This window comes from Nonomuraea sp. NPDC049695, assembly GCF_040674955.1.
Classification (GTDB): Bacteria; Actinomycetota; Actinomycetes; order Streptosporangiales; family Streptosporangiaceae; genus Nonomuraea; species Nonomuraea helvata.
Genome location: NZ_JBFANV010000060.1, coordinates 21,742 through 45,540 on the forward strand (window position 1 = coordinate 21,742; position 23,799 = coordinate 45,540).

Below are 23,799 nucleotides of genomic sequence, written 5' to 3' on the forward strand. Positions count from 1 at the left end.
GTGCGCCGCGCATCTGCCGCCCCTGCTGTCAGCGAGCCTCAGCAGCAGCCTGCGGAAGCCTGGCTCTGCCCGGCATCCGGGCCGGCCATGTTCTCCTGGTCGGCCGGCATGCAGCAGGCCGAGTCGGTCTGCTTTGTCAGGATGTCGGCCTCGGCCTTGACCACGTACACCTCCCACGGCTCGGCACCGGGGCCGTGCACCCAGACCTTGTCCTGGAGGGCGTAGCAGCAGGAGGTGTCGTTCTCCTCGAAAGTGGCCAGACCGGCGTCCTTGAGCCGCTGGGTGGCGGCAATCACCTGGGCGGTCTCCTCGACCTCGACACCGAGGTGGTCCATACGGGTCGGCTCGCCCTCCTTGCCCTCGATGAGCACCAGCTTGAGCGGGGGTTCGGCGATGGCGAAGTTGGCGTAGCCGGGGCGGCGCTTGGCCGGTTCGGTGCCGAACAGCTTGGAGTAGAAGGTGATCGAGCTCTCCAGGTCGGCGACACGCAGGGCGAGCTGGACGCGAGACATGACGATCTCCCATCGCGTTGTTTCGACGGATATCTAAGTAGTGCCGAGTTTGCGCCGCTGCTTAGGAACCTGTCAAATTAGAGATATGTCGAAGCAGGAGCTGCCGGTGCTCGCCTCCGGATGCTGCACCCCGCTGATCGCCGAGCCGATCGCTGAGGACGAGGCCGCCGAGATGGCCCGCGTGTTCAAGGCGCTCGGCGACCCGATCCGGTTGCGGCTGCTCTCCCTGATCGGCGCGCACGAGAGTGGCCGTCAGGTCGGCGACGGGGTGTGCGTGTGCGAGTTGACCGGCGCGTTCGCGGTGACCGCGCCGACGATCTCGCACCACCTCAAAGTGCTGCGCGAGGCCGGTCTGATCGACAGTCAGCGGCGCGGCACCTGGGTCTACTACTGGATCATCCCGGCCACGCTGCAGCGCCTGACGGGCGTACTGGCCCTGCCCGAGACGCTTGTCGTGGACGTGCGGTGAACCTGGCACGCCGAGTGCTGGCCGAGTTCGCCGGCACCGCCGCTCTGGTGGCTGTGGTGGTCGGCTCCGGCATCATGGCAACCGATCTTTCGCGTGACGTCGGCGTACAGCTGCTGGCCAACAGCCTGGCCACGGCCGCGGGCCTGGCGGTGCTCATCGTGATCCTTGGACCCGTGTCCGGCGCGCACTTCAATCCGGTCGTCTCCGTGGCGGCCTGGATACTCACCCGACGTGACGCTGCCCCGGCGGTGCGCGGACGGGAGGTGGCGGCCTACGTGCCCGCCCAGGTCGCCGGAGCCATCGCGGGGGCCGTGCTGGCGAACGCCATGTTCGCGCTCCCGGCTGTTCAGGTTTCGGCCCATGACCGGTCGGGACCGCACCTGCTGCTGGGTGAGGTGGTGGCCACTGCGGGGCTCATCGTGGTCATCTTCGCATTGGCCCGACAGGGCCGCGCCGCGCTCGCCCCGGTCGCCGTCGGTGGCTACATCGGCGCCGCCTACTGGTTCACCAGCAGTACGAGCTTCGCCAACCCTGCCGTCACCCTGGGGCGGGCCTTCACCGACACCTTCGCCGGGATCGCCCCCGCTTCGGCGCCCGGTTTCATCGCCGCCCAGCTGGCCGGTGCCGCGCTCGGCGGCCTGCTGCTGGTCGTGCTCTACCCGGACAACCCGCAGCCCGGTGCGGAGCCCCGCCCTGGCTCCACTGACCATGCCGCCGCCGGTCAGCCTCGATAGGAGAAACCTGTGTCCGATCAGATGGATGTGCCGCCGCAGGTGTTGTTCGTGTGCGTGCACAACGCGGGCCGCTCTCAGATGGCCGCCGCCTTCCTCACCCACCTGGCCGGCGATCGGGTACGCGTGCGCTCGGCCGGCTCCGCGCCCGCCGATGAGGTGAACCCGGCCGTGGTGGAGGCGATGGCAGAGATCGGCATCGACATCTCCGCCGAGATCCCCAAGGTGCTCACGATCGATGCCGTCCAGGCCAGCGACGTCGTCATCACCATGGGCTGCGGCGATGCCTGCCCCATCTTTCCCGGCAAACGGTACGAGGACTGGGTGCTGGACGACCCGGCCGGGCAGGGCGTCGAGGCCGTTCGGCCCATCCGCGATGCCATCGAGACACGGGTACGCGCGCTGATCGCCGACCTCACTGCCACCTCCACGGACGAGGCGAGGACGTGAGCGTCATCGCGAGCTCGGACGCACCCGCCCGTGGGCCGCTGATCGAGCCCATGACAGCCGAGCACGCCGACCAAGTGCTGGCCATCTACCAGCTCGGCATCGATGAAGGCCAGGCCACCTTCGAGACCATCGCTCCCACTTGGCCCCAGTTCGACGCATCCAAGCTGACCGGCCACCGCCACGTTGCCATCGGCGCGCTCAACGGCGCACCTGGCCAGGTGCTCGGCTGGATCGCCGCATCGGCCGTCTCAGCGCGCAGCGCGTACGCCGGGGTGGTTGAGCATTCGGTCTACGTGCACCCTGGCGCCCGCCGCCGTGGCGTCGGCCTGGCGCTGCTGTGGGCATTGATCGCCTCCACCGAGGCCGCAGGCATCTGGACCATCCAGTCCGGCATCTTCCCCGAGAACACCGCCAGCCTGGCCCTGCACGCCCGCGCCGGATTCCGGATGATCGGCACCCGGGAACGTATCGGCCGCCACCACGGCGTGTGGCGGGACGTGGTGCTGATCGAGCGCCGCAGCCCCATCATCATCTGAACCCGCTCCGCACGGCGCGGCCCTTCCCGCGCCGTCTTTCATCGTCTATCGTCGATTAACGATGAATGGAGAGAAAGGGCCGCTCGACCGGTCCACCGCCGTCACGTACGCCTCCTGGTTCAAGGCCCTGGCCGACGCCACCCGGGTGCAGATCGTCTCCCTGCTGGCCCGCCGCGGCGCGCCGATGAACGTGGGCGAGATCGTGGAGGCCGTCGAGGTCGGCCAGTCCACCGTCTCGGCCCACCTGAAGATCCTTTCCGAAGTGGGGTTCGTGCTGGTCGACCGCGTCGGCACCGCCGCCTTCTACCGGATCAACACCGCGTGCGTGGAGTGCTTCCCCAGCGCCGCCGATCTCGTCATGGGCCGCCCCGCCCCCACCCCGCCCACCTGTACCACCACGTCAGGAGCAGGCCGATGACCGAGCCCGACGACCGTCGCGAGGCCACCATCCAGCGCTACTCAGGCCTGGCCCAGCTGGCCGCGACCGGCGGAACGCCGGTGGACCGCGGGGCCGACACCTCCACCGACGGTTGCTTCGGCTCCGCCGCCTACAGCGAAACCGACGTGCCGGAGGCGGCCTTGCGCGCCAGCCTGGGCTGCGGCAACCCGCTCGCCGTCGCCGACCTGCGCCCCGGTGAGGCGGTCCTCGACCTCGGCTCCGGCGGCGGCCTGGACGTGCTGCTGTCGGCACGTCGCGTCGGCCCCACCGGCCGCGCCTACGGCCTGGACGCCAGCCCCGACATGCTCGCCCTGGCCCGCGCCAACGCCGCGCAGGCAGGCGCGGACAACGTCGAGTTCCTGTACGGCCACATCGAGGACATCCCACTGCCCGCCGGATCCGTTGACGTCGTCATCTCCAACTGCGTCATCAACCTCTCCCTTGACAAGCCTCGCGTCCTGGCCGAGACCTACCGCGTCCTGGCACCCGGCGGACGGCTCGGCATCAGCGACGTCATCGCGGACGACGGTCTCGACCCCGCTGTGCGTGCCGCCGCCGAGCAGCGGGTCGGCTGCGCCAATGGCACACTGACCGCTCGCGAGTACCAGCGCCTGCTGCAGCTCCTCGGCTTCACCGCCGTCCAGATCACGCTCACCGGCGACGCCGACGACGGCCTGCACTCAGCCATCGTCCAGGCGACCAAGTCGGCGGCTTCAGCAGCCTCGTTGCCGACCGGTACCTGAAACGGCCTGCTCACCCCGACGCCGCGGCTGCCTTTCCGCCGGCAATCGACTTCTCCACACCGATGGCCAGGACGCCGAGGCGTTCCTTCTCCGGTGGGTTGATGCTTCGGATGACCGTCAGGAGTTCTTGGGCCAGGCAAATCTCGTACTCGCACCACCGTGCCACCAAGGGCCGGAACTCCGAACAGACCGCGACCGCTGGATACATCCCCACCACCCTCGACCCGCATGAGGCGGCACTCGCCCTGGTGGCGGTGGCCGAAGGCCTGGCCGCCTACGTGCTCACCGACGTCGCCCTCACTGTCACCGCCCGCGAACGCGTCACGGCCATCGCCGACTCATCATCAGGGCTGGCCGACGCTTCCCGTGTTCATCGTGCGCTTTGAGCGGCGGCCATGACCCCGTGCACGGCCTGGCTGATGCGCGCGGCCGCCTGGTCGGGATCGGGCTGGCCGGCGTCCAGCCAGGCGATGACGGCCTCCAAGGTGAAGGTGGGGATCAGGTTGGCGGCCCAGTCCAGCCACGGGCCTTCGGGGATGCGCCTGGCCAGGTTGCGGCGGGCGACCTCGCGGGATTCGGCGGTGATGGAGTCGATCAGGTCGCGGAAGTCGGGCTCGCGGGCGGCGTAGCGGAACAGCAGCCTGAACCCGTCGGGGTCGGCGGCCGCGGCGCGCACCAGGGCGGGGATGGCGTTGTCGTCGAAGTCGTCGGCACCGGTCGCCTCGCTCAGTCGCAGGCAAGCCCGGTCGAGCACCGCGCGGTACAGGTCGGCCTTGGAGTCGAAGTGCCGATACAGCATCGCCCGGGTCAGCTCGGCCTCGGCGGCGATGTCGTCGAGGCCGGTGGCGGTGTAGCCGGCGCGGGCGAAGGCGCGGGTGGCGGCGTCCAGGATCTGCTCGCGCCGCTCGGCGCGCCGCAGCCGCCGCACCGGCGGGGCCGGGGCGGCGTCGGAGCCGGTGCCGTCTGCTTCGGGATTGCTCATCCCACCTCCACTTGTAGAAGCTAAAGTGTACATGTAGCTTTTTAGACGTCCAAGTATACAAAGTCGCGTCTACTTCATGGAGGCGTCGTGTCCGAACCCGTCCGGCTGCCGTTCCACCAGCCCGGCCCGATGCAGCCGGCGCCGCTGCTGCGCCGCCTGCAGGCCCAAGGCCCGATCCACGCCATCCGCACCGCCGTCGGCGACCCGGCCTGGCTGGTGACCGGCTATGAGGAGGTACGCGCTCTGCTGGATGACGACCGGCTCGGCCGTGCCCATCGCGAGCCTCAACGCGCCTCCCGTACCGGGGAGTCGGCACTGTTCGGTGGTCCGCTGGGCGACTTCGACACCGAGCAGGGCGACCACCGCCGGATGCGCTCGCTGCTGCAGCCGCACTTCTCGCCCAAGCGGATGCGCGCGCTGCGCGGTCGTGTCGAGACGCTCACGGCGAATCTGCTGGACGAGATGGCCGCCGCCGGTCCGCCCGCCGACCTGCACGCCGCGCTCGCCCTGCCGCTGCCGATCGCGGTCATCTGCGAGCTGCTCGGCATCCCGTTCGCCGACCGGGCACGGTTTCGCGCCTGGACGCAGGCTGCCGCCGACATCACTGACCGGGGCCGCTCCGAGCAGGGGCTGGCTCAACTGTTCAACTACGGTCAACAGCTGGTGGCCCGCAACCGCGCCGACGGCGACGCGGACGCCGATGTGATCTCCCGGCTGGCCGCCACCGACGGCGTCAGCGATGACGAGGCCGCCGCGCTGGGCATGACTCTGCTGTTCGCCGGGCACGAGACCACGGTCACCGTGATCGGCAAGGGTGTGCTGTGGCTGCTGACCGCCGCCGGACAGTGGCAGGCGCTGGTCGACGACCTGTCACGGATCGACGCCGCCGTGGAGGAGATCCTGCGCGCGCCCGGCCTGGGTGGCGGCGGCATTCCCCGTTACGCCCGCATCGACCTGGAGATCGCCGGCGTGCCCGTACGGGCAGGGGACCTGGTGCTCCTGGACACCGGCGCGGCCAACCACGACGCGCACGTGTTCGCCGACCCCGACCGTTTCGACCTCGCCCGGCCCGCCGCACCGCATCTGACCTTCGGCCACGGCGCCCACTACTGCATCGGCGCGCCACTGGCCCGGATCGAGCTCCAGGTCGCTTTCTCCCAGCTCGTCGCTCGCTTCCCCACCCTCGAGCTCGGCTGCGCGGTGGAGGATCTGACCTTCAACCCGTACGTGCTGACTGGCGGGCTGACCGCGCTGCCGGTGACCTGGTGACCCGCATGAGCACGGCGACGACGAGCAGGCGACGGCCGCTTTTCGGCCGGATGTAGCCGATGATGGCCCGTGCCATGGACAACGGCGGCATGGCCGAGCGGCGCCAGGCGCTGCCGGCGGGCCTGGGCGGGCAGGTGCTGGAGGTCGGCGCCGGCGTTGGGTGAGGCCGAGAGCCGTTTCGCCCGCATTCACCCGACCGACGAGGCGATGCACATGTTCTCGCCCTCCCAGTTCGGGCGGCTCGCCGGATCCTGCTATCTGTTCCTTGGCGCCAACGACAAGGCCGAACACACTCTCGCAGACGGCCCGCGCGCTCGTGCAGTGGAAGAAATCCCAGTCCATCGTGCTGGGCAATCTCACGCTCGCCTACATCCGGCATGGCAAGCTGAAAGAGGCGTGCGGCACACTGCACGAGGCGATTGACCTGATCGAGGCCACACGTGGCTGGGTCATCAGGGCGTACGGCTCGGCAAGGGGGCTGGCTACTCCGACATCGAGGTAGCCCTGTTGATCGAGGACGGGCTCGTGACCGATGAGACCGTGATCGTGGCCACGGTGCACTCATCGCAAGTGATCGACGAGCTTCTACCTGAGGGCGGCCACGATTTTCGGGTGGATTTCGCCATCACCGAGAACGACATCATCCAATGCCCGCGATCGCGGCGCCCCTCTGGTCTGATCTGGGAGAGCATGCCCGCCAAGAAGATCAGGACGATCCCGATCCTGGGCGCGCGAGCGAAGAACCACCTGAACTAAGGCCCCAGGCTCCAGATTCGTATCGTCTTGTCACTCCCGCCGGTAATCACGACAGGAGTCCCGTCACTGCGTTTGCCTGCCGCCACAGCGTAGATCGTGCCGGAATGCGCGGCGAAGGGCTCTCCCGCTGCTGTTCCGGTGTCCAGATCCCACACTGACACGTTGCCGGAGTCATCGCCGTAGACGATGGCAGGGAACCAAGGGCGCCCACACCATGAACACAATCTTCGGCGACAAGCCGACGGGTTGAGTCCGAGTGAGATGGCTCCCCGATTGGCTCCCATCGACTTCCAGAAACAGAAGAAGGCTCGACCCGCTCAGCGGATCAAGCCCTCTACCTGGTCTAACTCTGTCGGGGTGGCGGGATTTGAACCCACGACCTCTTCGTCCCGAACGAAGCGCGCTGCCAAGCTGCGCTACACCCCGGTGCACGCCCGGTCTTGCGCGTGCTTGGAAAAGTCTAGCGGACTCCCAAGGTACTTGTGACCGCGTCAACGGCGCGGAACGAGAGTAAGCAGCGATGCCTCCGGGAAACAGGCGAAACGGGCCGGGGCGTACGGGGAGGTGCCGAGGCCCGCGGAGACGTGGAGCCAGGAGCTGTCGTGGCGGCTCAGGCCCTTGACCCTGGCCCGGTCGATGCCGCAGTTGGTGACCAGGGCGCCGTAGAACGGGATGCAGAGCTGGCCGCCGTGCGTGTGGCCGGCGAGCAGGAGCTGGTAGCCGTCCTCGGCGAAGCGGGTCATGTTGCGGGGCTCGGGCGAGTGCATGACGCCCAGGCGGAGATCGGCGTCCGCCGGGGCGGGGCCGGCCACGAGGTCGTAGCGGTCGCGGGAGATGTGGGAGTCGTGGATGCCCGCCACCGCCACGTCCAGGTCGCCCACCTTGATGCGGGCCGTGGTGTTGTTCATGTCGAGCCAGCCCTCGGCCGCCATGCCCGCTCCCAGCTCCTCCCAGGGCAGGGAGGGGACGTGCTGGCGGCGCTCGTTCTTGGAGGTGCGCCAGAGGTAGCGGGCCGGGTTTTTGGGCTTCGGGGCGTACAGGTCGTTGGAGCCGTAGACGAACAGGCCCGGGCGGGACAGCAGGGGCTCCAGGGCGTGCAGGAGCGAGGGGACGGCGTCCGGGTGGGCGATCGAGTCTCCGGTGTTGACCACCAGGTCCGGCTTCAGGGGGCCCAGCGAGCGGACCCAGTTGATGAGCATCGTACGGCGGGGCGTCAGATGCAGGTCGGAGAGGTGGAGAATGCGTACGGGACGCTGGCCGCGCTCCAGCACGGGAACGTCGAAGCGACGCAGGCGGAACCAGTTGCGCTCCACCACGGAGGCGTAACCCAGCCCGGCGAGGCCGAGACCAAGCATGGACAGTGGCACTGCGACGGCTTTTCTCACCTACTCATGATGCCCGACATCCGGTGGGAGGAGTCCGCGCCGGTCCGCGCAGGCGGCAAGATGGACCGCATGAGCGCATTGAAGGACAAGCTGAAGGCCGACCTGACGGCCTCCATGAAGAGCCGGGACGAGGTACGTCTCCGGACGATCCGGATGGCACTGGCCGCGGTGAACGTCGAGGAGGTCGCCGGCAAGGAGGCCAGGGAGCTGACCGACGACGAGGTCATCAAGGTGCTGACCAAGGAGGCCAAGAAGCGCCGGGAGGCGGCCGAGGCGTTCGGGAACGCGGGGCGGGCCGAGCAGGCGCAGGCCGAGCTGGACGAGCAGGCGGTGCTGGAGGAGTACCTACCGGCGCAGCTCTCCGACGAGGAGCTGGCGGCCATCGTCGACGCCGCCCTCGCGGAGACCGGCGCTGCCGGGCCGCAGGCCATGGGGCAGGTCATGAAGGTCGTCAACCCGAAGGTCGCGGGGCGGGCCGAGGGCGGCCGCGTCGCCGCCGCCGTCCGCGCCCGGCTGGCGGGCAAGTAGCGAGCACGTCCCCCGGCGGCCTCTCGCGCCGGGGGAGGGCTTACCCCTCACATGAAGGCCTGGGAGCCGCTGAGGCGGGCGTTCCGGGCGCCTGAGGGCCGCTGGGCGGGCATCCAGGGCGGCCAGTGGCGGCGCAGGCAGGTAGGCAGGGTCAGCGGCCGGTCGTGACGACGGGGCCGGTGACCTGGCGGCCGCGTCCGTTGCCGCGCCCGTTGCCCGGCTGGTCTCCGTTCGGCGGTTCGAAGATGTTGAACGGATCGCCGAAGTCCCCAGAATGGTCCTGCCCGTCCTTGTCGTCCTTCTTCTTCGGCGGCTTGGGCGCGCAGTGCTCCGTGCAGCCGCCGAACCGCGACTTGTCCACCGGCGTGAACTCCGTCGGCTCGATCCCCTTGAGCGCGGAGAGCATCGAGTCCTTCCAGATCCGCCCCGAGATGGAGGCCCCGTACACGTACGGGTAGTACTGCCCCCCGATCGTGATCCCGATCAGCTTGTGGGACGAGGTGCCGCGCGGGTCGCCCAGGCTGACGGCCGAGGCCAGGTTGGGGGTGTAGCCGGCGAACCAGGCCGACATGTAGTTGTCGGTGGTGCCCGTCTTGCCGGCCGCGTCCCGCCCGATGCCGCCCACCTCTTGCATCGTGCCCTTGGTGAACACCCCGGACAGGATGCCGCTGACCGCGTCGGCGACCTCCTCCTCCAGCACCTGCGAGCACTTCGGCTTGTACTGCTTGGCCTTGCCGTCCCGGTCCTTGATCTCGGTGATCGCCAGCGGCTTGCAGTACTGGCCGCGCGAGGCGAAGACGGCGTATGAGCTGGCGATCGTCACCGGGTCGACCTCGTTGACCCCCAGCGTGAACGTCTCCACCTCGGACAGCTTGTTGCCGTCGGCCCGCTTGACCCCGAGCTTCTTGGCCATCTTGACCACGCTGCAGAGCCCGACCTTCTGCTCCAGCTTGAGGAAGAACGTGTTCACCGAGCCCCAGGTGCCGGTCTCGAGCGTCTTGAAGCCGCCGCCGCCCTCGCTGGAGTTGCGCACGGTGTGGTGCGGGTCGCCGACATTGTCGCCCTTGCAGTTCTTGAACGTGCTGTAGGCGCCGGCCTCGTAGCCCGCGGGGGCGGGGAAGCCGTCGCCGTACTTCAGGCCCTCTTCCAACGCCGTGGCCAGCGTGTAGACCTTGGCCGTCGAGCCCTGCTGGAACCCGCGCCCGCCGCCGTGCGCCCCGTCGGCCACGATGTTGTAGCTCATCTCGTTCTTCTTCTTGCTCCCGCCGAACTTCCGCGAGGCGGCCATCGCCTTGATCTCGCCGGTGCCGGGAACGACCATGGCCTGCGAGGCCACGGGCTTGTCCTTCTTCGAGACGTACTTCTTGATCGCCTTTTCGGCGGCGGCCTGCATCTTCGGGTCGATCGTGGTCCTGATCTCCAGGCCGCCGCGCTGGAGCAGCTTCCGGCGCTCGTCCATGGTCTTGCCGAAGTCCTCGTTGCCGAGGATCTCGTACTGGACGTAGAGGCAGAAGTACGGGAACTTGCTGGCCCCGCAGCCGCCGGGCGCCTTGATGTTCTTCCAGCCCAGCTTCTTCGCCTTGGCCTCGGCGGCCTGCTGCGGTGTGATCTTGCCGATCTCGGCCATCCGGTCGAGCACGGTGTTGCGCCGCTGCATCAGCCGCTCCCGCGACTCGGGGCCGACGCTCGGGTCGGTCCTGGCGGGGTTCTGCACGGCGCCGGCCAGCGTGGCCGCCTCGGCGAGGTTGAGCTCGGAGGCGGGCTTGTCGAAGAAGCGCCTCGCCGCGGCCTGGATGCCGTGGGCGCCGGCGCCGAAGTAGGCGATGTTCAGGTACTTCTCGAGGATCTGGTTCTTGCTGTACTTGCGCTCGATCGCCATCGCGTAGCGCAGCTCGGACAGCTTGCGCGAGACCGTCGGCGCGATGGCCGCCTGCTGCTCCTCGGGCGTCTCGGCCTTGTTGAGCAGCACCTGCTTGACGTACTGCTGCGTGATGGACGAGCCGCCCTGCATCACGCCGCCGCCCGACAAATTCTTGACGAGCGCTCTCGCCGTTCCCTCAACATCGATCGGCCCGTGCTGATAGAAACGGAAGTCCTCGATCGCGATCAGGGCCGTCTGCATGATCGGGGCGACCTTGTCGAGGGTCACGACCCGGCGGTTCTCGTAGTAGAACTGCGCGAACTGCTTGCCGTTCGCGTCCTTCAGGACGGAGGGCTCCGGCAGCGGGGGTTCGTCGAGGTTCTCGGGTTTGAGGTTGAGGGTTTCCACAGCGCTCTTCGTGGAGATCCCGGCTCCGCCGACCGCAGGGAGGGCCACGGCCGCGGCCAGCACCCCGGCGGCGGATGCTGCGATGATCAGACGCAGGATGCCGAGGACGGGGTTGGGACGATCTTTGCGCTGCGCTTGCACGCTACCAAGGGTACGTCGAAAGACTGACCTTTCCGGTAGCAGGACACCATTTCGCCTTGACTGATGGGGGTGACTAGTCATTCCCGGTCAAGACTGCCGCGAGAAATTGGTCCTCTGGGGTCTGTCGGCCCGAACGTGAAGTTGCGTACGTTCTCCTCTGCGGCAACTGAATACGGAGGCTCGGCGCCCGCGCCCGTCGGCCCCAAATGACGACTGACCACCTAAGGGGAGTGGGGTCGAACAATGTGGATCACGGATTGGACCTCCCGTGCCGCCTGTAAGGGTGCGGATCCGGATGCCCTGTTCGTGCAGGGCGCCGCGCAGAACAGGGCCAAGCTCATCTGCCGTGGCTGCCCGGTCCGTACTGAATGCCTCGCCGATGCGCTGGACAATCGCATCGAGTTCGGGGTGTGGGGCGGTATGACCGAGCGCGAACGGCGAGCGCTGCTTCGACGGCGTCCCGACGTGGACTCGTGGCGCGACCTGCTCGAGTCGGCCAAGGAAGAGTACGAACGAACCAACGAGCTGATCGCGGGCTGAGTCAGGGCCCGGCGAGCCGAGTACGGCCGGCGCCGTTCGCCGGCCGTACTTTCATGCGCTCGCCAGCAGGTCCCCGATCTGCCGCAGACCCATGAGATCGTGGACGTCCTCGGACATGGCGCGAACCTGCACCACGGGCACCGTGGGGTGGGCCGAGGTGAAATGTTCCTGCTCACGGCCTTCGCGGGCCGCGAGCTGCATTCGACCGGCGTGCAGCCGCAGCACGGCGGCGGTCAGCTCGTGCTCGCCCTTCGACTCGAGATCTTCCGCGGCCGCGGCGCTACGGGCGGCCGAGAGGAGCGAGGCAGGCGACATGTGCACACGGTTGACCACCAGGCCGGCCAGTGGCATGCGCTCCTCGGCGAGTCGCTCGACGAAGTAGGACGCCTCCCGCATGGCGTCCCGCTCGGGCGCGGCCACCACGAGGAAGGCCGTGCCGGGGGCCTGCAGCAGCTTGTACGTCATCTCGGCCCGCTGCCTGAACCCGCCGAAGACGGCGTCCAGGGCGGACACGAACGTCTGCAGATCCTTGATCACCTGTGCGCCGAGCAGCTTCGTCAGCACGCCTGCCATCAGCCCGAACCCGGCGTTGAGCAGCCTGAACGCGCTGCGCCCTCCGGCCTTGGCGGGTGCCGTGAGCAGCCGGATGAACCGTCCGTCGAGGAAGCGTCCGAGCCGCTCGGGAGCGTCGAGGAAGTCGAGCGCGGAGCGCGACGGCGGCGTGTCCACGATGATCAGGTCCCACTCGTCCGAGCGGCGGAGCTGGCCCAGCTTCTCCATGGCCATGTACTCCTGCGTGCCGGAGAAGCTGGACGAAAGCGACTGGTAGAAGGGGTTCGACAGGATCTGGCGGGCCCGCTCAGGGTCGGCGTGCGCCTCGATGATCTCGTCGAACGTACGCTTCATGTCGAGCATCATGGCGTAGAGCTGGCCGCCGCCCTTGGGGGAGGTGACCAGGCGCGGGGTGTTGTCCAGCTCGGTCAGCCCCATCGACTGGGCCAGGCGCCGCGCCGGGTCCACGGTGAGCACGACCGCGCACCTGCCGCGTTCGGCCGCCCGCAGCCCGAGCGCCGCCGCGGTCGTGGTCTTGCCCACACCGCCGGCGCCGCAGCAGACGATGATCCTGGTGTCCTGGTCGTCGAGAATCGCGTCGATGTCGAGCACTACCCGCTTCTTCACGTTGCTCCTTGGGTGCGCATGCTCTCTGCCAGCTCGTACAGGCCGGCCAGGTCCACGCCGTCGGCCAGCAGCGGCAGCTCGTAGCTCTTCAGCCCCGCCTCGGCCAGCGAGTCGCGCTCGGCGCGCTCCAGCTCCGTACGGCGGGCGTGCTCGACGACCTCATCCGCGAGCGCCTCGGCGAACCTCGTGGCCTCCGCGCCGTCGGCCACCCCGGCCGCCTTGAGCCCGAGCACGAGCTCCCCGATGTCGAATCGGCCCTTGACAGCCGTGTCAAGAGCGGCCTGCGGGAGCTGGGATTCCCGCACCATATTGACGAAAATTCCACCGGCGGGGAGCCCTGCCGAGCGCAATTCGGAGATGCCGTCGAGCGTCTCCTGGACGGGCATCTCCTCCAGCAACGTCACGAAGTGCACAGCCGTCTCGGGAGATTTCACGACTCCGTTGACCAGATCGGAGTGGTTCTTGATCGGCCCGACCTTGGCGAGGCCGGCCACCTCCTGGGTGACGTTCAGGAAGCGCGTGATGCGGCCGGTCGGCGGCGCGTCGAGCACGACCGCGTCGTAGATCCTGCGGCCGTTCTTGCCCCGCCTGCGCACGGCCTCGGTCGTCTTGCCCGTGACGAGCACGTCGCGGAAGCCGGGGGCCACGGTGGTGGCGAAGTCGACGATGCCCATCTTGGTCAGCGCCTTGCCCGCCCTGCGCATCCCGTAGAACATCTCCATGTAGTCGAGCATGGCCTCTTCGGGATCGATGGACAGCGCGTACACGTCGCCGCCTGACGGTGCGACGGCGATCTTGCGTTCCTCGTAGGGCAGCGGCGGCAGATCGAAGATCTGCGCGATGCCCTGCCTGCCCTCGACCTCGACGAGCAGCACCTTACGGCCGCCGGCGGCCAGGGCGAGCGCGAGCGCGGCGGCCACGGTCGTTTTGCCGGTGCCGCCCTTGCCGGTGACCACGTGCAACCGCACGCCGGCCCAATCCGTGTCCGGAGACTCCACCACTCGAGGCTACCGAAGGGTCACTTGCGGAAAGCCGACGACCACCCTTTGAGATTGCTCACACTAATCTGGCCCCATGAAGAAATGGGAGTACCTGACGGCCCCGGTGTTGATCCACAACACCAAGATGATCCTCGACAACTTCGGCTCCGACGGCTGGGAGCTGGTCCAGATCGTGCAGGGTTCCTCGCCCGAGCAGCTGGTGGCCTACTTCAAGAGGGAGAAGCAGTGACCCCGGAGCAGAAGATCGCGGACCTCGGCCTGACCCTGCCCGAGGTGCCGGCGCCGGCGGGGGCCTACGTGCCGGCCGTGCGCACGGGCAACCTCGTCTACACCTCGGGCCAGGTGCCGTTCGTGGACGGCAAGCTGCAGAGGACCGGCAAGGTCGGGGCCGACCTGACCACCGAGGAGGGCGCGGAGCAGGCCCGCATCTGCGCGCTCAACGCGCTGGCCGTGCTGAAGGCCGAGGTGGGCGACCTGGGGAAGGTCGTGCGCATCGTCAAGGTCGTGGTGTTCGTGGCCAGCGATCCCGCCTTCACCGAGCAGCCCAAGGTCGGCAACGGCGCCAGCGAGCTGCTCGCCGAGGTGCTGGGCGAGCCGGGCAGGCACGCCCGGAGCGCGGTGGGCGTGGCCGCCCTCCCGCTGGACGCGCCCGTGGAAGTGGAGCTGATCGCCGAAGTAGCCTGAGGCACTATGGCCGATGTGACCGGATTGACGCTTCCAGCCGAGCTCGCCGCGCGGGCACGGGAGATCCTCGCGGGGCGGGTCGAGCCGGTCCCCACCCGGGACGCCGCCACGGTGGTGATTCTGCGGGAAGGGCCTGAGGTCTATCTGCTTCGGCGGAAGCCCACCATGGCCTTCGCGGCCGGTGCGTACGTCTTTCCCGGCGGCTCGGTGGACGCCCGCGACACCGACCAGGCCGTGGCCTGGGCCGGCCCGTCACCGGCCGAGTGGGGCGCGGTCTTCAACGCCGCCGAGGAGGTCGCGCGAGGGCTGGTGTGCGCGGCCGTGCGCGAGACGTTCGAGGAGTCGGGCGTGCTGCTGGCCGGTCCGGGCCCCGACTCCGTGGTCGCCGACACGACGGGGGACGACTGGGAGTCGGACCGGCTGGCGCTGATCGACAGGAGCCTGGCCTTCGCCGACTTCCTCGCCAGGCGCGGCCTGGTGCTCCGGTCCGACCTGCTCAAGCCCTGGGCCCACTGGATCACGCCGGAGATCGAGCCCAGGCGCTTCGACACGCGGTTCTTCGTCGCCGTGCTCCCGGAAGGCCAGCGCACCCGCGACGTCGGCGGCGAGGCCGACCACGTGGCCTGGAAGCGGCCGGCGGAGGCGATCGAGCTGGCGCACCAGGGCGAGATCTTCCTGATGCCGCCCACGTACCGAACGTTGACCGAGCTGTCGGCGCACGAAAGCGTGGCGGGGGCCCTTACCGAGCGCCGGGAGATCGTGCCGATCATGCCGCGGGCCGTGGAGATCGAGGGCGAGATGCGGCTGGTGACCACGTGAGCGGAGTGCACATCCCGATCGGTTCGCCCGACGGCTCCCGTACGGAACACGCCGAGAACCTCCTCGCCCCCAACCCCTCCGCCATGACGCTCGACGGCACCAACACCTGGGTCATCGGCGAGCACGAGGTGGTCGTCGTCGATCCAGGGCCCGAGGACGAGTCGCACCTGCGCCGCGTACGCGACCATCTGGGGGAGCGCCGCGTCACTGAGATCCTGCTCACCCACGGGCACTTCGACCACAGCGGCGGCGCCAGGCGCTTCGCCGAGATGGTGGGCGCCCCCGTGCGGGCGCTCGACCCCCGGCACCGGCTCGGCGACGAGGGGCTCGCCGACGGCGACGTGGTCACCGTGGACGGCCTGGAGATCCACGTGTACGGCACGCCGGGCCACTCGTTCGACTCGCTCTGCTTCTGGCTGCCGCAGGACCGCGCGATGCTGACCGGCGACACCGTGCTCGGCAGGGGCACCACGATCATCGCCCGCGACGGCGGCCTGGCCGACTACCTCCGCAGCCTCGACCGGCTGCGGGCGGCCGCGGAGAGCCTGGAGGCGCGGGCGCTGCTGCCCGGCCACGGCCCGGTGCTGCCCGACCCGATCGGCGCGCTCGACGGCTACATCGCCCACAGGCGCGAACGGCTCGACCAGATCAGGGCGGCGCGCGAGCAGGGCGCGCGCACGCCGCGCGAGATCGTCAAGGTCGTGTACGCGGACGTCGACCGCTCACTCTGGGCCGCCGCCGAGATGTCCGTCGTGGCGCAGCTCGACTACCTCGACCGGTTGTAGAGCCGGTCCATGTCGAGGATGACCACGGCCTTGGCCTCGATCCGCAGCCAGCCCCGCTGGGCGAAGTCGGCCAGCGCCTTGTTGACCGTCTCACGCGAGGCCCCGACGAGCTGGGCCAGCTCTTCCTGAGTCAGGTCGTGATGGACCCGCAGACCGTCGTCGGTCTTGGTGCCGAACCGCTCGGCGAGGTCGAGCAGCTGCTTGGCCACCCGGCCAGGCACGTCGGTGAAGACCAGGTCGGCCAGCACGTCGTTGGTGCGGCGCAGCCGCTGGGCCAGCGCGCGCAGCAGGTGGAGCGCCACCTCGGGGCGGCCGGTCAGCCAGGGCCGCAGGTCGTCGTGGCCGAGCCCGGCCAGCCGCACGTCGGTCAGCGCCGTCGCGGAGGCCGTACGCGGCCTCGGGTCGAACAGCGACAGCTCGCCGAACATCTCGCTCGGCCCGAGCACGCTCAGCAGGTTTTCCCGTCCGTCGGGTGAGGTGCGGGACAGCTTGATCTTGCCTTCCAGCACGACGTAGAGCCGGTCGCCGGTCTCGTTCTCGTGGAAGAGCGTCTGTCCCTTGGAGAGCTGGACCTCTGTGATGCTCGTACGCAGCGCCGCGGCGCTCTCGCGGTCCAGCGCGGCGAACAGGGGGGCCTTGCCCAGCACATCTTCGGTGTTCACTCTGCCTCCTCTGCTGCCATTGTGACTCACCCCACTCTGCGTGGCACTCACAGGTTATGGGAATGCTGGAGTGTTCTGCGCTTTTAGGACGAGTCGCATCCAGGGGAAAGTTACCGGATGCCCTTGTTTCAGGGGGTTTCGGCCCCCCTCGGGAGGCCGCCAGGTCCCCTCAGGAGGCCAGCAGGTCGTCCACCGAGGCCACGGCCGCCGCCACGGACTGCCCGAGCAGCACGCGGAGCACGTCCGCCGCCCGGGGGCGGGTGGTGGGGTCGGGCCGGCGGCACTGCCGTACCGCGAGGCGCAGGGCGGGAGGGAGGGCGGCGGTGTCGCCGTCCGTGCGGCCGGTGCCCGCGAAGACCACCAGGTCGGCCCAGGCCCGCATGTCGTCGGTGGCGGAGCCCGGCGTGATGCCGGGCTGCCAGCCGATCAGCACCTGCCCGTTGAGGCCGAGCGCGACGCTCTCATGGCTGAGCCCGAGCCCCACGTTCCCGCGCGCGTGCAGCTTGGCCACGGCGGAGGCGCAGGCCAGGGCCAGGTGATGCAGCGCCTGCCCGTGGAGCGGCCCCGATGTACGTACGAAGTCCGACAGCACCGCACCCTGACCGCTCATGGCCATCGCCTCCCAAGTCGCCAGGTTGTACGCGAGCAGGGCCGTCCTGGGTTCAACAGTTCGCGAGAGCTTCTAGTCTTGCGGCATGGCCACGAACGCGGCGGGGCGCAAGCCGGAGACCCAGCTCGCACTGGTACGGCGGGCCCGCAAGATGAACCGCATCCTCGCGGAGACCTACCCAGAGGCCCATTGCGAGCTCGACTTCGGCAACCCGTTAGAACTTCTGGTCGCGACCATCCTCTCCGCGCAGTGCACGGACAAGCGGGTCAACATGGTCACCCCCATCCTCTTCGCGAAATATCCGACGGTGGCCGACTACGCCGCCGCGGACCCGTCCGAGATGGAGGAGATCATCCGCTCGACCGGGTTCTTCCGCGCGAAGACCAACAGCATCATCGGCATGGCCACGGCGGTGTGCGAGCGTTACGGCGGAGAGGTGCCCGGCAAGCTGAAGGACCTGGTCACCCTGCCGGGCGTGGGCCGCAAGACCGCCAACGTGGTGCTGGGCAACGCGTTCGACGTGCCGGGGCTCACCGTCGACACCCACTTCCAGCGGCTGGTACGCCGCTTCGGCTGGACCGAGGAGACCGACCCGGTCAAGATCGAGCACGTCGTCGCGGAGCTGCTGCCCAAGCGCGAGTGGACGATCTTCTCGCACCGGGTGATCTGGCACGGCCGCCGCATCTGCCATGCCCGCCGGCCCGCGTGCGGCGTGTGCCCGCTGGCCGCGCTCTGCCCCTCGTACGGCACCGGCCCCACGGCGACGGCCGAGGCCGCGAAGCTCGTCAGGCCCGGCCCCTTCTCCTGATCAAGGGAAGTGATCGGAGTCCCGGCGTGTTGGAGGAATGCGTGACCGAAGTGCCCGACTGGCTCGACCGACTGGCGACGCAGGCTCAGCGGATCAGAGTGCCCCGATACCTGCGTCCCCCGGACGGAGCCGGGCGGGCCGCGGCGGTGCTGATGCTGTTCGGCGAGGGGCCGCTGGGCCCTGACGTCCTGCTCATCCAGCGCAGCACGCGCGGGCGCAGGCACGCCGGCCAGCCCGCGTTCCCTGGCGGCGGCGTGGACCCCGACGACGGAGGACCCGTCGCGGCGGCCCTGCGCGAGGCCGAGGAGGAGACGGGCGTCGATCCCTCCGGCGTCCACGTGCTGGGCACGATGCCCGAGCTGTACCTCGACCACAGCGACAACCGGGTCACCCCCGTGATCGCCTGGTGGCGCGAGCCGTCCGCCGTGCACGCGGCCTCGCCTCACGAGGTCGATTCCGTGGAGCGGGTGCCGATCGCCGAGCTGGTCGATCCCGGCAACCGGGTCACGCTGCGGCATCCGAGCGGGTTCGCGGGGCCGGCGTTCCAGGTGCGGGGGATGCTCGTGTGGGGGTTCACGGCCATGGTCCTGGACACCGTGCTGCGCGAGGGCGGGCTCGAACGCCCGTGGGATCCCACGCGGGTGGAGGACCTCCCGCAGCACGTGATCGACCTGGCCTCGAGGAGTTAAGGGATCTCTCTCAGCGCCACGCCGAGCGAGGCCCAGTCCGCCACGTCCTTGTCGCTGTCGGCCGCCAGCGCGCGCAGCGTCTCCAGGCCGGCCCGGTCAGGGGGGTCGCCCAGCACGTGCTGCAGCGCGTACGCGGCGCCGTACCGCACTCTGGCGTCGCCGTGAGCGGCCAGCTCGATCACCGACGGCAGCGACCGCGGGTCGGCCAGGTGGCCGAACGCGATCAGCACCGAGTACAGGACCATGGCGTCGTTCTCGCTGGCGGCCAGGTAGCGCAGCACCGGCAGCGTACGGTCCACGAACAGCCGCAGCATCCCCATGATGTCCACGCCGAGCAGGCGTTCGGCCACGGTGTCCGCCGCGCACAGCCGCCGCGCCTCGATGAACGACTCCAGATCGCCGCGCTGGCGCAGCACGGAGATCACATGCCAGCGCAGCGGGCCGTCGGGGTCCGTGTCGCCCAGAGCTGCCTCGATGAGATCGCGCACTGTTCCCTCGGCCGGCGGCATACCGCCCAAGGTAGACATGCGGTAGCGCCGTCCTGGCCGAAGACGTGCACACTTGACCGTATCGCTGGTTACCTTTGAACCGTGCGCGGTGATCTGCTTGACCTCATCTTGATCGGCCTCGTGGTCGCCTTCGGTATCTCCGGTTACCGTCAGGGCTTCATCATCGGGGTCATGAGTTTCGTGGGGTTCGTGGGCGGTGCCGTGCTCGGCGTCTTCATCGCGCCGCCGATCTCCAAGGCCGTCGTCAGCGGCGACACGCCTCAGGCGCTGCTGGCCATCGTGATCGTCTTCCTCGCCGCCACCATCGGCCAGTTCGCCTCCTCGACCCTCGGCGCCGTCGTACGCAGCCATGTGACCTGGGAGCCCGCCAGGGTGGCCGACGCGGTCGGGGGCACGTTCTCCAGCGCGATGTCCGTCCTGGTCATCGCCTGGCTGATCGGCTCGCTGATCGTCTCCACGGCCTTCACCCCGCTCGTCGACCAGGTGAAGAACTCCGCGCTGCTGACCACGGTCGACGAGGCGATCCCGCAGGGCGCGCGCGACTGGCAGCAGCCGTTCAAGAAGTTCATCGACCGCTCGGAGTTCCCGCCCGTCTTCGACGCGATCGGCGCGGACCAGCTCATCGACGTGCCGCCGCCGGATCAGAGCGTGCTGCAGGGCTCCAAGCTGGAGCGGGCCAGGAAGGGCATCGTCAAGGTCCAGGGCAACGCCGAGAGCTGCAACAAGCACATCGAGGGCACCGGGTTCGTCTACGCCCCCGACCGGATCATGACCAACGCCCACGTCGTGGCGGGCGTCACCCGTGACCTGCAGGTCATCGACTCCACCAACACGCCGCACGCGGCCACCGTCGTGCGCTACAACCCGCGGCGCGACATCGCCGTCCTGTACGTGCCCGGGCTCGGCCTGCCGCAGCTCGCCTTCGACGGCGACGGCGGGCGGGGCGACAACGCGATCATCGCCGGGTTCCCCAAGAGCAAAGGCTTCACCGCCGAGCCGGCCAGGATCGGCCGCCAGCTCGACGCCGAGGGGCCCGACATCTACCGCGACACCACGGTCACGCGCAAGGTCTACGCGATCCGCGGCCGGGTGCTGCCGGGCAACTCGGGCGGGCCGCTGCTCACGGTGGACGGGCGCGTCTACGGCGTGATCTTCGCCGCCGCCACCAACGAGGCGGACACCGGCTACGTTCTGACGGCCGAGGAGGTCGCCCCGGACGCGGCCCAGGGCAGGAACGACACCACGCAGGCCAGCACCCAGCAGTGCGACTGATCCCCCGCGGGGGCGTGTGCTAGCTGGGGAGCTTGGCCAGGATCAGGGCGATGGCCTCGTCGGGGTCGCTGTCCTGGCTCAGGCCCGAGGCCGCCTTGCCGACCGCGTCGTACGCGCCGCCGTACCCCTGGGCCCTGGCGGCGCCCCGGCTGAAGAGGGTCACCGCGCCGCGCCCGTTACCGCGCTGGAGGTGCGTCAGCCCGACGCAGATCTGCGCGAGACCCTGCCACAGCTCGCGCTCCTCCTCGGGCGCGCATTTCCAGCGGCCCTCGAACACCTCGTGCGCGTTGAACGGCAGGCCCTCGCTCAGGAAGCGGCGGCCGTCGGTCAGAGCCTGCTCCGTGGTGGGCGCGTAGTCGTCGGGGACCCTGGGCACGCCGGGCTCGCCGTAGGGGAGCGGCCGGCCGTACGCGTCGCGCGGCCTGGCGCTGCGTGGCCTGCCCTCGGGATCGCGGTCTCTCATCGGTCGGGCTCCGGGTCGGCCAGCCAGCCGAGCAGCTCGGTGTCGAACACGTCGGGGATCTCCTCGTGGGGGAAGTGGCCGGCTCCTTCGAGCAGCCGCCACCGGTACGGAGCCGCCACGTAGCGGCTCGAACCCTGTGCCGTACGCGGCAGGAGGCGCGGGTCGAGCGCCCCGTGCAGGTGCAGCGTAGGTGCCTCGATCTCGGTGCGCATGGCCCTGGCGTAGCGGCGGCCGTCGGGGCGCAGCTGGGAGCGGCCGAACCACCGGTGGTACTCCAGCGCCGAGTGTGCCACGGCGGGGATGCGGAACGCCTCGCGGTAGATCCGCGCGGTCTCGGGATCGGGCCATCCCGGGCGCGACCACTCATCCAGCAGCCGGCCCACCAGGGCGCCCTCGCGGCGCCTGAGGCGGTGTTCGGGCAGCAGGGGCAGCTGGTGGCCGAACGTCTGCACGCTGGCCTTGAGCTGGCCGAACGGGTCGGTGAGCAGCGCGCTGCGCAGCCGCAGCGGATGCGCGGCGGACACGGCGACCAGCCGGCGCACGCACTTGGGCTCGTGCACGGCCATCGTCCAGGCCAGCAGCCCGCCCCAGTCATGCCCGACCACGATCGCCCCGGTCTCGCCCAGCGCCCTGATCAGCCCGGTCGCGTCGGCGGCCAGCGTGGGCAGGTCGTAGCCGCGCGGCGGCTTGTCGCTGCCGCCGTAGCCGCGCAGATCGGCCGCGACCGCCCGGTAGCCGGCCTTCGGCAGCGAGACGAGCTGGTTGCGCCAGGTCCACCAGAACTGCGGGAACCCGTGCAGCAGCAGCACCAGCGGCCCTTCGCCCGCCTCGACGACGTGGAAGCGGGTGCCGCCCGCGTGGACCGCGCGATGCGTCCAGGGACCCTCGATCTGTACGACCGACTCGTCAGGTGCCATCGCGGGTCACCGGCTCCCGATCGGGACGGAGCGCGGGAAGCGCCTCGTCCTCGGGTGTGGCGATCTCCTTGAGCCCCTTGATCGACCTGGCGGTCCGCTTCATCCCGGCCAGTCCCTTGAGCCGCCTGATCCCGATGAACACCAGCAGACCCGCGACCAGCAGGTAGAACACGGTCACGATGAGGAAGGCCAGCCAGTTGGGCAGCCACTGCGCCAGCACGTACGCGATGGTGAACGAGGCGAGGATCAGGCACAGGTGCGCCGTGAAGGCGGCGGCGGCGAACAGCCCGCCGGCCATGCCGACCCGCTTGGCGTCGAACCTGAACTCGGCCTTGGCCAGCTCGATCTCCGAGCGGACGAGGTCCGAGATCTGACTGGTCGCCTGGGCGACCAGCGAGCCCAGGGATTCTTCCTCGGGAGTCTGCGGCATGAACGTCTCCTATCGAGGCCTGGCGGCCGTGTCAAACATCATCCAGCGCAATGCGGTGCTTGCGCACCCTCACGTGAAGCAGCACCGCCGCCAGGATCGACGCGACGACGCTGGCCGCGAGGATCCCGGTGGTGACAGCTTCGGCCCGCTGCCGGTCGTCACCGTACGCCAGGTCGCCGATCAGCAGTGAAACCGTGAACCCGATCCCGGCCAGCAACGACACCGCCGCCATGTCCCGCCAATGCAGCTCTTCCGACAGTTTTGCCAGGCCGAGCCGCACCGACAGCCAGGCGCCACCGAACACGCCGAGGAACTTCCCGAGTACGAGTCCCGCTATCACTCCCAGAACTACCCGATCGGACAAGATAGCGCCCAGGCTGGATCCGTCCAGCTTCACCCCCGCCGACAGGAACGCGAACACGGGCACCGCCAGACCGGCCGAAATCGGGCGGACGTAGTGGTCGGCCGCCTCGGCTGGAGAGCGCCCCTGATTCGCGGTCGTACGGGTCAGCAGGCCGAGCGCCACTCCCGCCACGGTCGCGTGCACCCCGCTGACCTCGAAGGCGTACCAGGCGGCCAGGCCCAGCGGCACCAGCGTGTACTTCTGGTGCGGCAGCAGGGCGTACGCGGCCAGCAGCGCCGCTCCCAGGAGCAGCATGAGGACGTCGACGTGCTCCGTGTAGAAGACGGCGATGATCGTGATCGCGCCGAGGTCGTCCACGACCGCGCAGGTCAGCAGGAACGCGCGGAGCGCCGCCGGCATCGCGCTGGCCGTCACGGCGAGCACGGCCAGGGCGAAGGCGATGTCGGTGGCAGTCGGGATCGCCCAGCCGCGGGCGGCGTCACGCTCGCCCCAGCTGACCAGCAGGTAGACGAGGGCCGGTACCACCATTCCGGACAGGGACGCGATGATCGGCAGGGCGGCCTTGCGGACGTTGGCCAGTTCGCCGTGGACGAGCTCCGCCTTGACCTCGAGGCCCGCCACGAAGAAGAAGATCGTCAGCAGGCCGTTCTGCGCCCACTTGTACAGCTCCATGGAGCCGAGCCGGGTCCCGCGGAGCGCCTCGTAGCTGTCGAGGGAGATGTTCGCCCAGGCCAGGGCGGCGACCGTGGCGGTGAGCATGATGACTCCGCCGATGGTCTCGGTGCGGAGGGCCTCGGCGATGGCACGAGTCTGGGTACGCAAGGGACTCCTCTGGTCGGAATTGCTTTACTCATGCC

At 69.6% G+C, this 23,799-nt stretch carries 33 protein-coding genes and 1 tRNA gene; 19 read left to right on the forward strand and 15 right to left on the reverse strand.

The genetic code is table 11. The features are described 5' to 3' along the window. Window positions 1-38: 38 nt before the first annotated feature. The gene (locus AB0J64_RS37915; RefSeq protein WP_364038430.1) at window positions 39-512 is read right to left on the reverse strand and encodes an ArsI/CadI family heavy metal resistance metalloenzyme; all 474 of its coding nucleotides are present in this window, start codon (window positions 510-512) and stop codon (window positions 39-41) included. 85 nt (window positions 513-597) lie between these two features. Here AB0J64_RS37915 and AB0J64_RS37920 point away from each other — a divergent pair, with 85 nt between their 5' ends. The 7 genes from AB0J64_RS37920 (at window position 598) to AB0J64_RS37950 (ending at window position 4,266) form a co-directional block, all read left to right on the forward strand. Continuing rightward, window positions 598-981, forward strand: a complete 384-nt coding sequence (locus AB0J64_RS37920; protein WP_364038433.1) for a metalloregulator ArsR/SmtB family transcription factor — start codon at window positions 598-600, stop codon at window positions 979-981. After that, on the forward strand, window positions 978-1,715 hold the full coding sequence (locus AB0J64_RS37925; RefSeq protein WP_364038436.1) for an MIP/aquaporin family protein: 738 nt from the start codon (window positions 978-980) through the stop codon (window positions 1,713-1,715). Before AB0J64_RS37920 ends, AB0J64_RS37925 begins: the two co-directional genes overlap by 4 nt. Window positions 1,716-1,736: 21 nt before the next feature. Then, complete coding sequence (locus AB0J64_RS37930) at window positions 1,737-2,162, forward strand: arsenate reductase ArsC (protein ID WP_364038567.1); 426 nt, start codon at window positions 1,737-1,739, stop codon at window positions 2,160-2,162. Next, window positions 2,159-2,698 (forward strand): N-acetyltransferase family protein, encoded by a 540-nt coding sequence (locus AB0J64_RS37935; protein ID WP_364038438.1) that lies wholly within the window; start codon window positions 2,159-2,161, stop codon window positions 2,696-2,698. Before AB0J64_RS37930 ends, AB0J64_RS37935 begins: the two co-directional genes overlap by 4 nt. A 61-nt stretch (window positions 2,699-2,759) precedes the next feature. After that, a complete protein-coding gene (locus tag AB0J64_RS37940; protein ID WP_364038441.1) occupies window positions 2,760-3,116 on the forward strand; it encodes a metalloregulator ArsR/SmtB family transcription factor in 357 nt (118 codons plus the stop codon). Further along, complete coding sequence (locus AB0J64_RS37945; RefSeq protein ID WP_364038444.1) at window positions 3,113-3,880, forward strand: methyltransferase domain-containing protein; 768 nt, start codon at window positions 3,113-3,115, stop codon at window positions 3,878-3,880. Before AB0J64_RS37940 ends, AB0J64_RS37945 begins: the two co-directional genes overlap by 4 nt. Window positions 3,881-3,990: 110 nt before the next feature. Further along, the gene (locus AB0J64_RS37950; RefSeq protein ID WP_364038447.1) at window positions 3,991-4,266 is read left to right on the forward strand and encodes a hypothetical protein; all 276 of its coding nucleotides are present in this window, start codon (window positions 3,991-3,993) and stop codon (window positions 4,264-4,266) included. On the opposite strand, the gene AB0J64_RS37955 is transcribed toward AB0J64_RS37950, so the two are convergent. Next, window positions 4,251-4,862, reverse strand: coding sequence for a helix-turn-helix domain-containing protein (locus AB0J64_RS37955; protein ID WP_364038450.1), 612 nt, complete (start codon window positions 4,860-4,862; stop codon window positions 4,251-4,253). The genes AB0J64_RS37950 and AB0J64_RS37955 overlap by 16 nt on opposite strands. A gap of 87 nt (window positions 4,863-4,949) precedes the next feature. On the opposite strand from AB0J64_RS37955, the gene AB0J64_RS37960 reads away from it, so the two are divergent. The 3 genes from AB0J64_RS37960 to AB0J64_RS37970 all read left to right on the forward strand — a co-directional run bounded on the left by AB0J64_RS37960 (window position 4,950) and on the right by AB0J64_RS37970 (window position 6,887). Next, on the forward strand, window positions 4,950-6,131 hold the full coding sequence (locus AB0J64_RS37960; protein ID WP_364038453.1) for a cytochrome P450: 1,182 nt from the start codon (window positions 4,950-4,952) through the stop codon (window positions 6,129-6,131). A gap of 265 nt (window positions 6,132-6,396) precedes the next feature. Next, window positions 6,397-6,633 (forward strand): hypothetical protein, encoded by a 237-nt coding sequence (locus AB0J64_RS37965; protein ID WP_364038456.1) that lies wholly within the window; start codon window positions 6,397-6,399, stop codon window positions 6,631-6,633. A gap of 5 nt (window positions 6,634-6,638) precedes the next feature. Beyond that, window positions 6,639-6,887 (forward strand): hypothetical protein, encoded by a 249-nt coding sequence (locus tag AB0J64_RS37970; RefSeq protein ID WP_364038459.1) that lies wholly within the window; start codon window positions 6,639-6,641, stop codon window positions 6,885-6,887. Here AB0J64_RS37970 and AB0J64_RS37975 read toward each other — a convergent pair. The 3 genes from AB0J64_RS37975 to AB0J64_RS37985 all read right to left on the reverse strand — a co-directional run bounded on the left by AB0J64_RS37975 (window position 6,884) and on the right by AB0J64_RS37985 (window position 8,242). Beyond that, a complete protein-coding gene (locus AB0J64_RS37975) occupies window positions 6,884-7,171 on the reverse strand; it encodes a hypothetical protein (protein ID WP_364038462.1) in 288 nt (95 codons plus the stop codon). The two genes, AB0J64_RS37970 and AB0J64_RS37975, sit on opposite strands and share 4 nt — an antisense overlap. Before the next feature lie 68 nt (window positions 7,172-7,239). Beyond that, a tRNA-Pro gene (locus tag AB0J64_RS37980) sits at window positions 7,240-7,313 on the reverse strand. Between the two features lie 65 nt (window positions 7,314-7,378). Then, window positions 7,379-8,242: a metallophosphoesterase gene (locus tag AB0J64_RS37985; RefSeq protein WP_364038570.1), complete on the reverse strand. Its 864-nt coding sequence runs from the start codon at window positions 8,240-8,242 to the stop codon at window positions 7,379-7,381. 99 nt (window positions 8,243-8,341) lie between these two features. Here AB0J64_RS37985 and AB0J64_RS37990 point away from each other — a divergent pair, with 99 nt between their 5' ends. Then, entirely contained in the window at window positions 8,342-8,800 is a 459-nt protein-coding gene (locus AB0J64_RS37990) for a GatB/YqeY domain-containing protein (RefSeq protein ID WP_344998807.1), read from the forward strand. A 151-nt stretch (window positions 8,801-8,951) separates the two neighbouring features. Here AB0J64_RS37990 and AB0J64_RS37995 read toward each other — a convergent pair whose 3' ends face one another. Continuing rightward, window positions 8,952-11,210 (reverse strand): transglycosylase domain-containing protein, encoded by a 2,259-nt coding sequence (locus AB0J64_RS37995; protein WP_364038465.1) that lies wholly within the window; start codon window positions 11,208-11,210, stop codon window positions 8,952-8,954. 243 nt (window positions 11,211-11,453) lie between these two features. Between AB0J64_RS37995 and AB0J64_RS38000 the strand changes: the two genes are divergently transcribed. Then, entirely contained in the window at window positions 11,454-11,750 is a 297-nt protein-coding gene (locus AB0J64_RS38000) for a WhiB family transcriptional regulator (protein WP_090771382.1), read from the forward strand. Between the two features lie 51 nt (window positions 11,751-11,801). Here the strand turns inward: AB0J64_RS38000 and AB0J64_RS38005 are convergent, their stop codons facing one another. Both AB0J64_RS38005 and AB0J64_RS38010 read right to left on the reverse strand, forming a co-directional pair. After that, a complete protein-coding gene (locus AB0J64_RS38005; protein WP_364038468.1) occupies window positions 11,802-12,929 on the reverse strand; it encodes an ArsA family ATPase in 1,128 nt (375 codons plus the stop codon). Continuing rightward, window positions 12,926-13,927: an ArsA-related P-loop ATPase gene (locus AB0J64_RS38010; RefSeq protein ID WP_364038471.1), complete on the reverse strand. Its 1,002-nt coding sequence runs from the start codon at window positions 13,925-13,927 to the stop codon at window positions 12,926-12,928. The genes AB0J64_RS38005 and AB0J64_RS38010 overlap by 4 nt, the downstream gene beginning before the upstream one ends. A gap of 76 nt (window positions 13,928-14,003) precedes the next feature. Between AB0J64_RS38010 and AB0J64_RS38015 the strand changes: the two genes are divergently transcribed. Genes AB0J64_RS38015 through AB0J64_RS38030 form a run of 4 tightly spaced genes read left to right on the forward strand, consistent with a single transcriptional unit; the run spans window position 14,004 to window position 16,218 of the window. Next, on the forward strand, window positions 14,004-14,159 hold the full coding sequence (locus AB0J64_RS38015; RefSeq protein WP_344998799.1) for a hypothetical protein: 156 nt from the start codon (window positions 14,004-14,006) through the stop codon (window positions 14,157-14,159). Then, window positions 14,156-14,614, forward strand: coding sequence for a RidA family protein (locus AB0J64_RS38020; RefSeq protein ID WP_364038474.1), 459 nt, complete (start codon window positions 14,156-14,158; stop codon window positions 14,612-14,614). The genes AB0J64_RS38015 and AB0J64_RS38020 overlap by 4 nt, the downstream gene beginning before the upstream one ends. 6 nt (window positions 14,615-14,620) lie before the next feature. Further along, a complete protein-coding gene (locus tag AB0J64_RS38025) occupies window positions 14,621-15,433 on the forward strand; it encodes an NUDIX hydrolase (protein ID WP_364038477.1) in 813 nt (270 codons plus the stop codon). Continuing rightward, complete coding sequence (locus AB0J64_RS38030; RefSeq protein WP_364038480.1) at window positions 15,430-16,218, forward strand: MBL fold metallo-hydrolase; 789 nt, start codon at window positions 15,430-15,432, stop codon at window positions 16,216-16,218. Before AB0J64_RS38025 ends, AB0J64_RS38030 begins: the two co-directional genes overlap by 4 nt. Here the strand turns inward: AB0J64_RS38030 and AB0J64_RS38035 are convergent. After that, on the reverse strand, window positions 16,200-16,835 hold the full coding sequence (locus AB0J64_RS38035) for a Crp/Fnr family transcriptional regulator (protein WP_225965682.1): 636 nt from the start codon (window positions 16,833-16,835) through the stop codon (window positions 16,200-16,202). The two genes, AB0J64_RS38030 and AB0J64_RS38035, sit on opposite strands and share 19 nt — an antisense overlap. Before the next feature lie 214 nt (window positions 16,836-17,049). Then, complete coding sequence (locus AB0J64_RS38040) at window positions 17,050-17,490, reverse strand: hypothetical protein (protein WP_364038483.1); 441 nt, start codon at window positions 17,488-17,490, stop codon at window positions 17,050-17,052. A gap of 85 nt (window positions 17,491-17,575) precedes the next feature. On the opposite strand from AB0J64_RS38040, the gene nth reads away from it, so the two are divergent. Further along, entirely contained in the window at window positions 17,576-18,298 is a 723-nt protein-coding gene (gene nth / locus AB0J64_RS38045) for an endonuclease III (RefSeq protein ID WP_364038486.1), read from the forward strand. A gap of 41 nt (window positions 18,299-18,339) precedes the next feature. After that, window positions 18,340-18,987, forward strand: a complete 648-nt coding sequence (locus AB0J64_RS38050) for a CoA pyrophosphatase (protein ID WP_364038489.1) — start codon at window positions 18,340-18,342, stop codon at window positions 18,985-18,987. Here the strand turns inward: AB0J64_RS38050 and AB0J64_RS38055 are convergent. Next, on the reverse strand, window positions 18,984-19,496 hold the full coding sequence (locus tag AB0J64_RS38055; protein WP_364038492.1) for a HEAT repeat domain-containing protein: 513 nt from the start codon (window positions 19,494-19,496) through the stop codon (window positions 18,984-18,986). The genes AB0J64_RS38050 and AB0J64_RS38055 overlap by 4 nt on opposite strands. Before the next feature lie 81 nt (window positions 19,497-19,577). On the opposite strand from AB0J64_RS38055, the gene AB0J64_RS38060 reads away from it, so the two are divergent. Further along, complete coding sequence (locus AB0J64_RS38060; RefSeq protein ID WP_364038495.1) at window positions 19,578-20,768, forward strand: MarP family serine protease; 1,191 nt, start codon at window positions 19,578-19,580, stop codon at window positions 20,766-20,768. 19 nt (window positions 20,769-20,787) lie between these two features. Here the strand turns inward: AB0J64_RS38060 and AB0J64_RS38065 are convergent, their stop codons facing one another. Genes AB0J64_RS38065 through nhaA form a run of 4 tightly spaced genes read right to left on the reverse strand, consistent with a single transcriptional unit; the run spans window position 20,788 to window position 23,764 of the window. Beyond that, window positions 20,788-21,231: a DUF309 domain-containing protein gene (locus AB0J64_RS38065; protein ID WP_364038498.1), complete on the reverse strand. Its 444-nt coding sequence runs from the start codon at window positions 21,229-21,231 to the stop codon at window positions 20,788-20,790. Beyond that, window positions 21,228-22,148, reverse strand: a complete 921-nt coding sequence (locus tag AB0J64_RS38070) for an alpha/beta hydrolase (protein ID WP_364038501.1) — start codon at window positions 22,146-22,148, stop codon at window positions 21,228-21,230. Before AB0J64_RS38070 ends, AB0J64_RS38065 begins: the two co-directional genes overlap by 4 nt. Beyond that, entirely contained in the window at window positions 22,138-22,578 is a 441-nt protein-coding gene (locus AB0J64_RS38075) for a phage holin family protein (protein WP_344998776.1), read from the reverse strand. Before AB0J64_RS38075 ends, AB0J64_RS38070 begins: the two co-directional genes overlap by 11 nt. 31 nt (window positions 22,579-22,609) lie before the next feature. After that, window positions 22,610-23,764, reverse strand: coding sequence for a Na+/H+ antiporter NhaA (gene nhaA / locus AB0J64_RS38080; protein ID WP_364038504.1), 1,155 nt, complete (start codon window positions 23,762-23,764; stop codon window positions 22,610-22,612). Window positions 23,765-23,799 lie beyond the last annotated feature (35 nt).

What these genes read in the sequence shown, in the direction of transcription:
- AB0J64_RS37915 (WP_364038430.1), bottom strand. Translation starts at nt 512, where the DNA reads ATGTCTCGCGTCCAGCTCGCCCTGCGTGTCGCCGACCTGGAGAGCTCG.
- AB0J64_RS37920 (WP_364038433.1), top strand. Translation starts at nt 598, where the DNA reads ATGTCGAAGCAGGAGCTGCCGGTGCTCGCCTCCGGATGCTGCACCCCG.
- AB0J64_RS37930 (WP_364038567.1), top strand. Translation starts at nt 1,737, where the DNA reads ATGGATGTGCCGCCGCAGGTGTTGTTCGTGTGCGTGCACAACGCGGGC.
- AB0J64_RS37940 (WP_364038441.1), top strand. Translation starts at nt 2,760, where the DNA reads ATGAATGGAGAGAAAGGGCCGCTCGACCGGTCCACCGCCGTCACGTAC.
- AB0J64_RS37945 (WP_364038444.1), top strand. Translation starts at nt 3,113, where the DNA reads ATGACCGAGCCCGACGACCGTCGCGAGGCCACCATCCAGCGCTACTCA.
- AB0J64_RS37950 (WP_364038447.1), top strand. Translation starts at nt 3,991, where the DNA reads ATGACCGTCAGGAGTTCTTGGGCCAGGCAAATCTCGTACTCGCACCAC.
- AB0J64_RS37955 (WP_364038450.1), bottom strand. Translation starts at nt 4,862, where the DNA reads ATGAGCAATCCCGAAGCAGACGGCACCGGCTCCGACGCCGCCCCGGCC.
- AB0J64_RS37975 (WP_364038462.1), bottom strand. Translation starts at nt 7,171, where the DNA reads ATGGGAGCCAATCGGGGAGCCATCTCACTCGGACTCAACCCGTCGGCT.
- AB0J64_RS37985 (WP_364038570.1), bottom strand. Translation starts at nt 8,242, where the DNA reads ATGCTTGGTCTCGGCCTCGCCGGGCTGGGTTACGCCTCCGTGGTGGAG.
- AB0J64_RS37990 (WP_344998807.1), top strand. Translation starts at nt 8,342, where the DNA reads ATGAGCGCATTGAAGGACAAGCTGAAGGCCGACCTGACGGCCTCCATG.
- AB0J64_RS38000 (WP_090771382.1), top strand. Translation starts at nt 11,454, where the DNA reads ATGTGGATCACGGATTGGACCTCCCGTGCCGCCTGTAAGGGTGCGGAT.
- AB0J64_RS38015 (WP_344998799.1), top strand. Translation starts at nt 14,004, where the DNA reads ATGAAGAAATGGGAGTACCTGACGGCCCCGGTGTTGATCCACAACACC.
- AB0J64_RS38025 (WP_364038477.1), top strand. Translation starts at nt 14,621, where the DNA reads ATGGCCGATGTGACCGGATTGACGCTTCCAGCCGAGCTCGCCGCGCGG.
- AB0J64_RS38040 (WP_364038483.1), bottom strand. Translation starts at nt 17,490, where the DNA reads ATGAGCGGTCAGGGTGCGGTGCTGTCGGACTTCGTACGTACATCGGGG.
- nth (WP_364038486.1), top strand. Translation starts at nt 17,576, where the DNA reads ATGGCCACGAACGCGGCGGGGCGCAAGCCGGAGACCCAGCTCGCACTG.
- AB0J64_RS38055 (WP_364038492.1), bottom strand. Translation starts at nt 19,496, where the DNA reads ATGCCGCCGGCCGAGGGAACAGTGCGCGATCTCATCGAGGCAGCTCTG.
- AB0J64_RS38065 (WP_364038498.1), bottom strand. Translation starts at nt 21,231, where the DNA reads ATGAGAGACCGCGATCCCGAGGGCAGGCCACGCAGCGCCAGGCCGCGC.
- AB0J64_RS38070 (WP_364038501.1), bottom strand. Translation starts at nt 22,148, where the DNA reads ATGGCACCTGACGAGTCGGTCGTACAGATCGAGGGTCCCTGGACGCAT.
- AB0J64_RS38075 (WP_344998776.1), bottom strand. Translation starts at nt 22,578, where the DNA reads ATGCCGCAGACTCCCGAGGAAGAATCCCTGGGCTCGCTGGTCGCCCAG.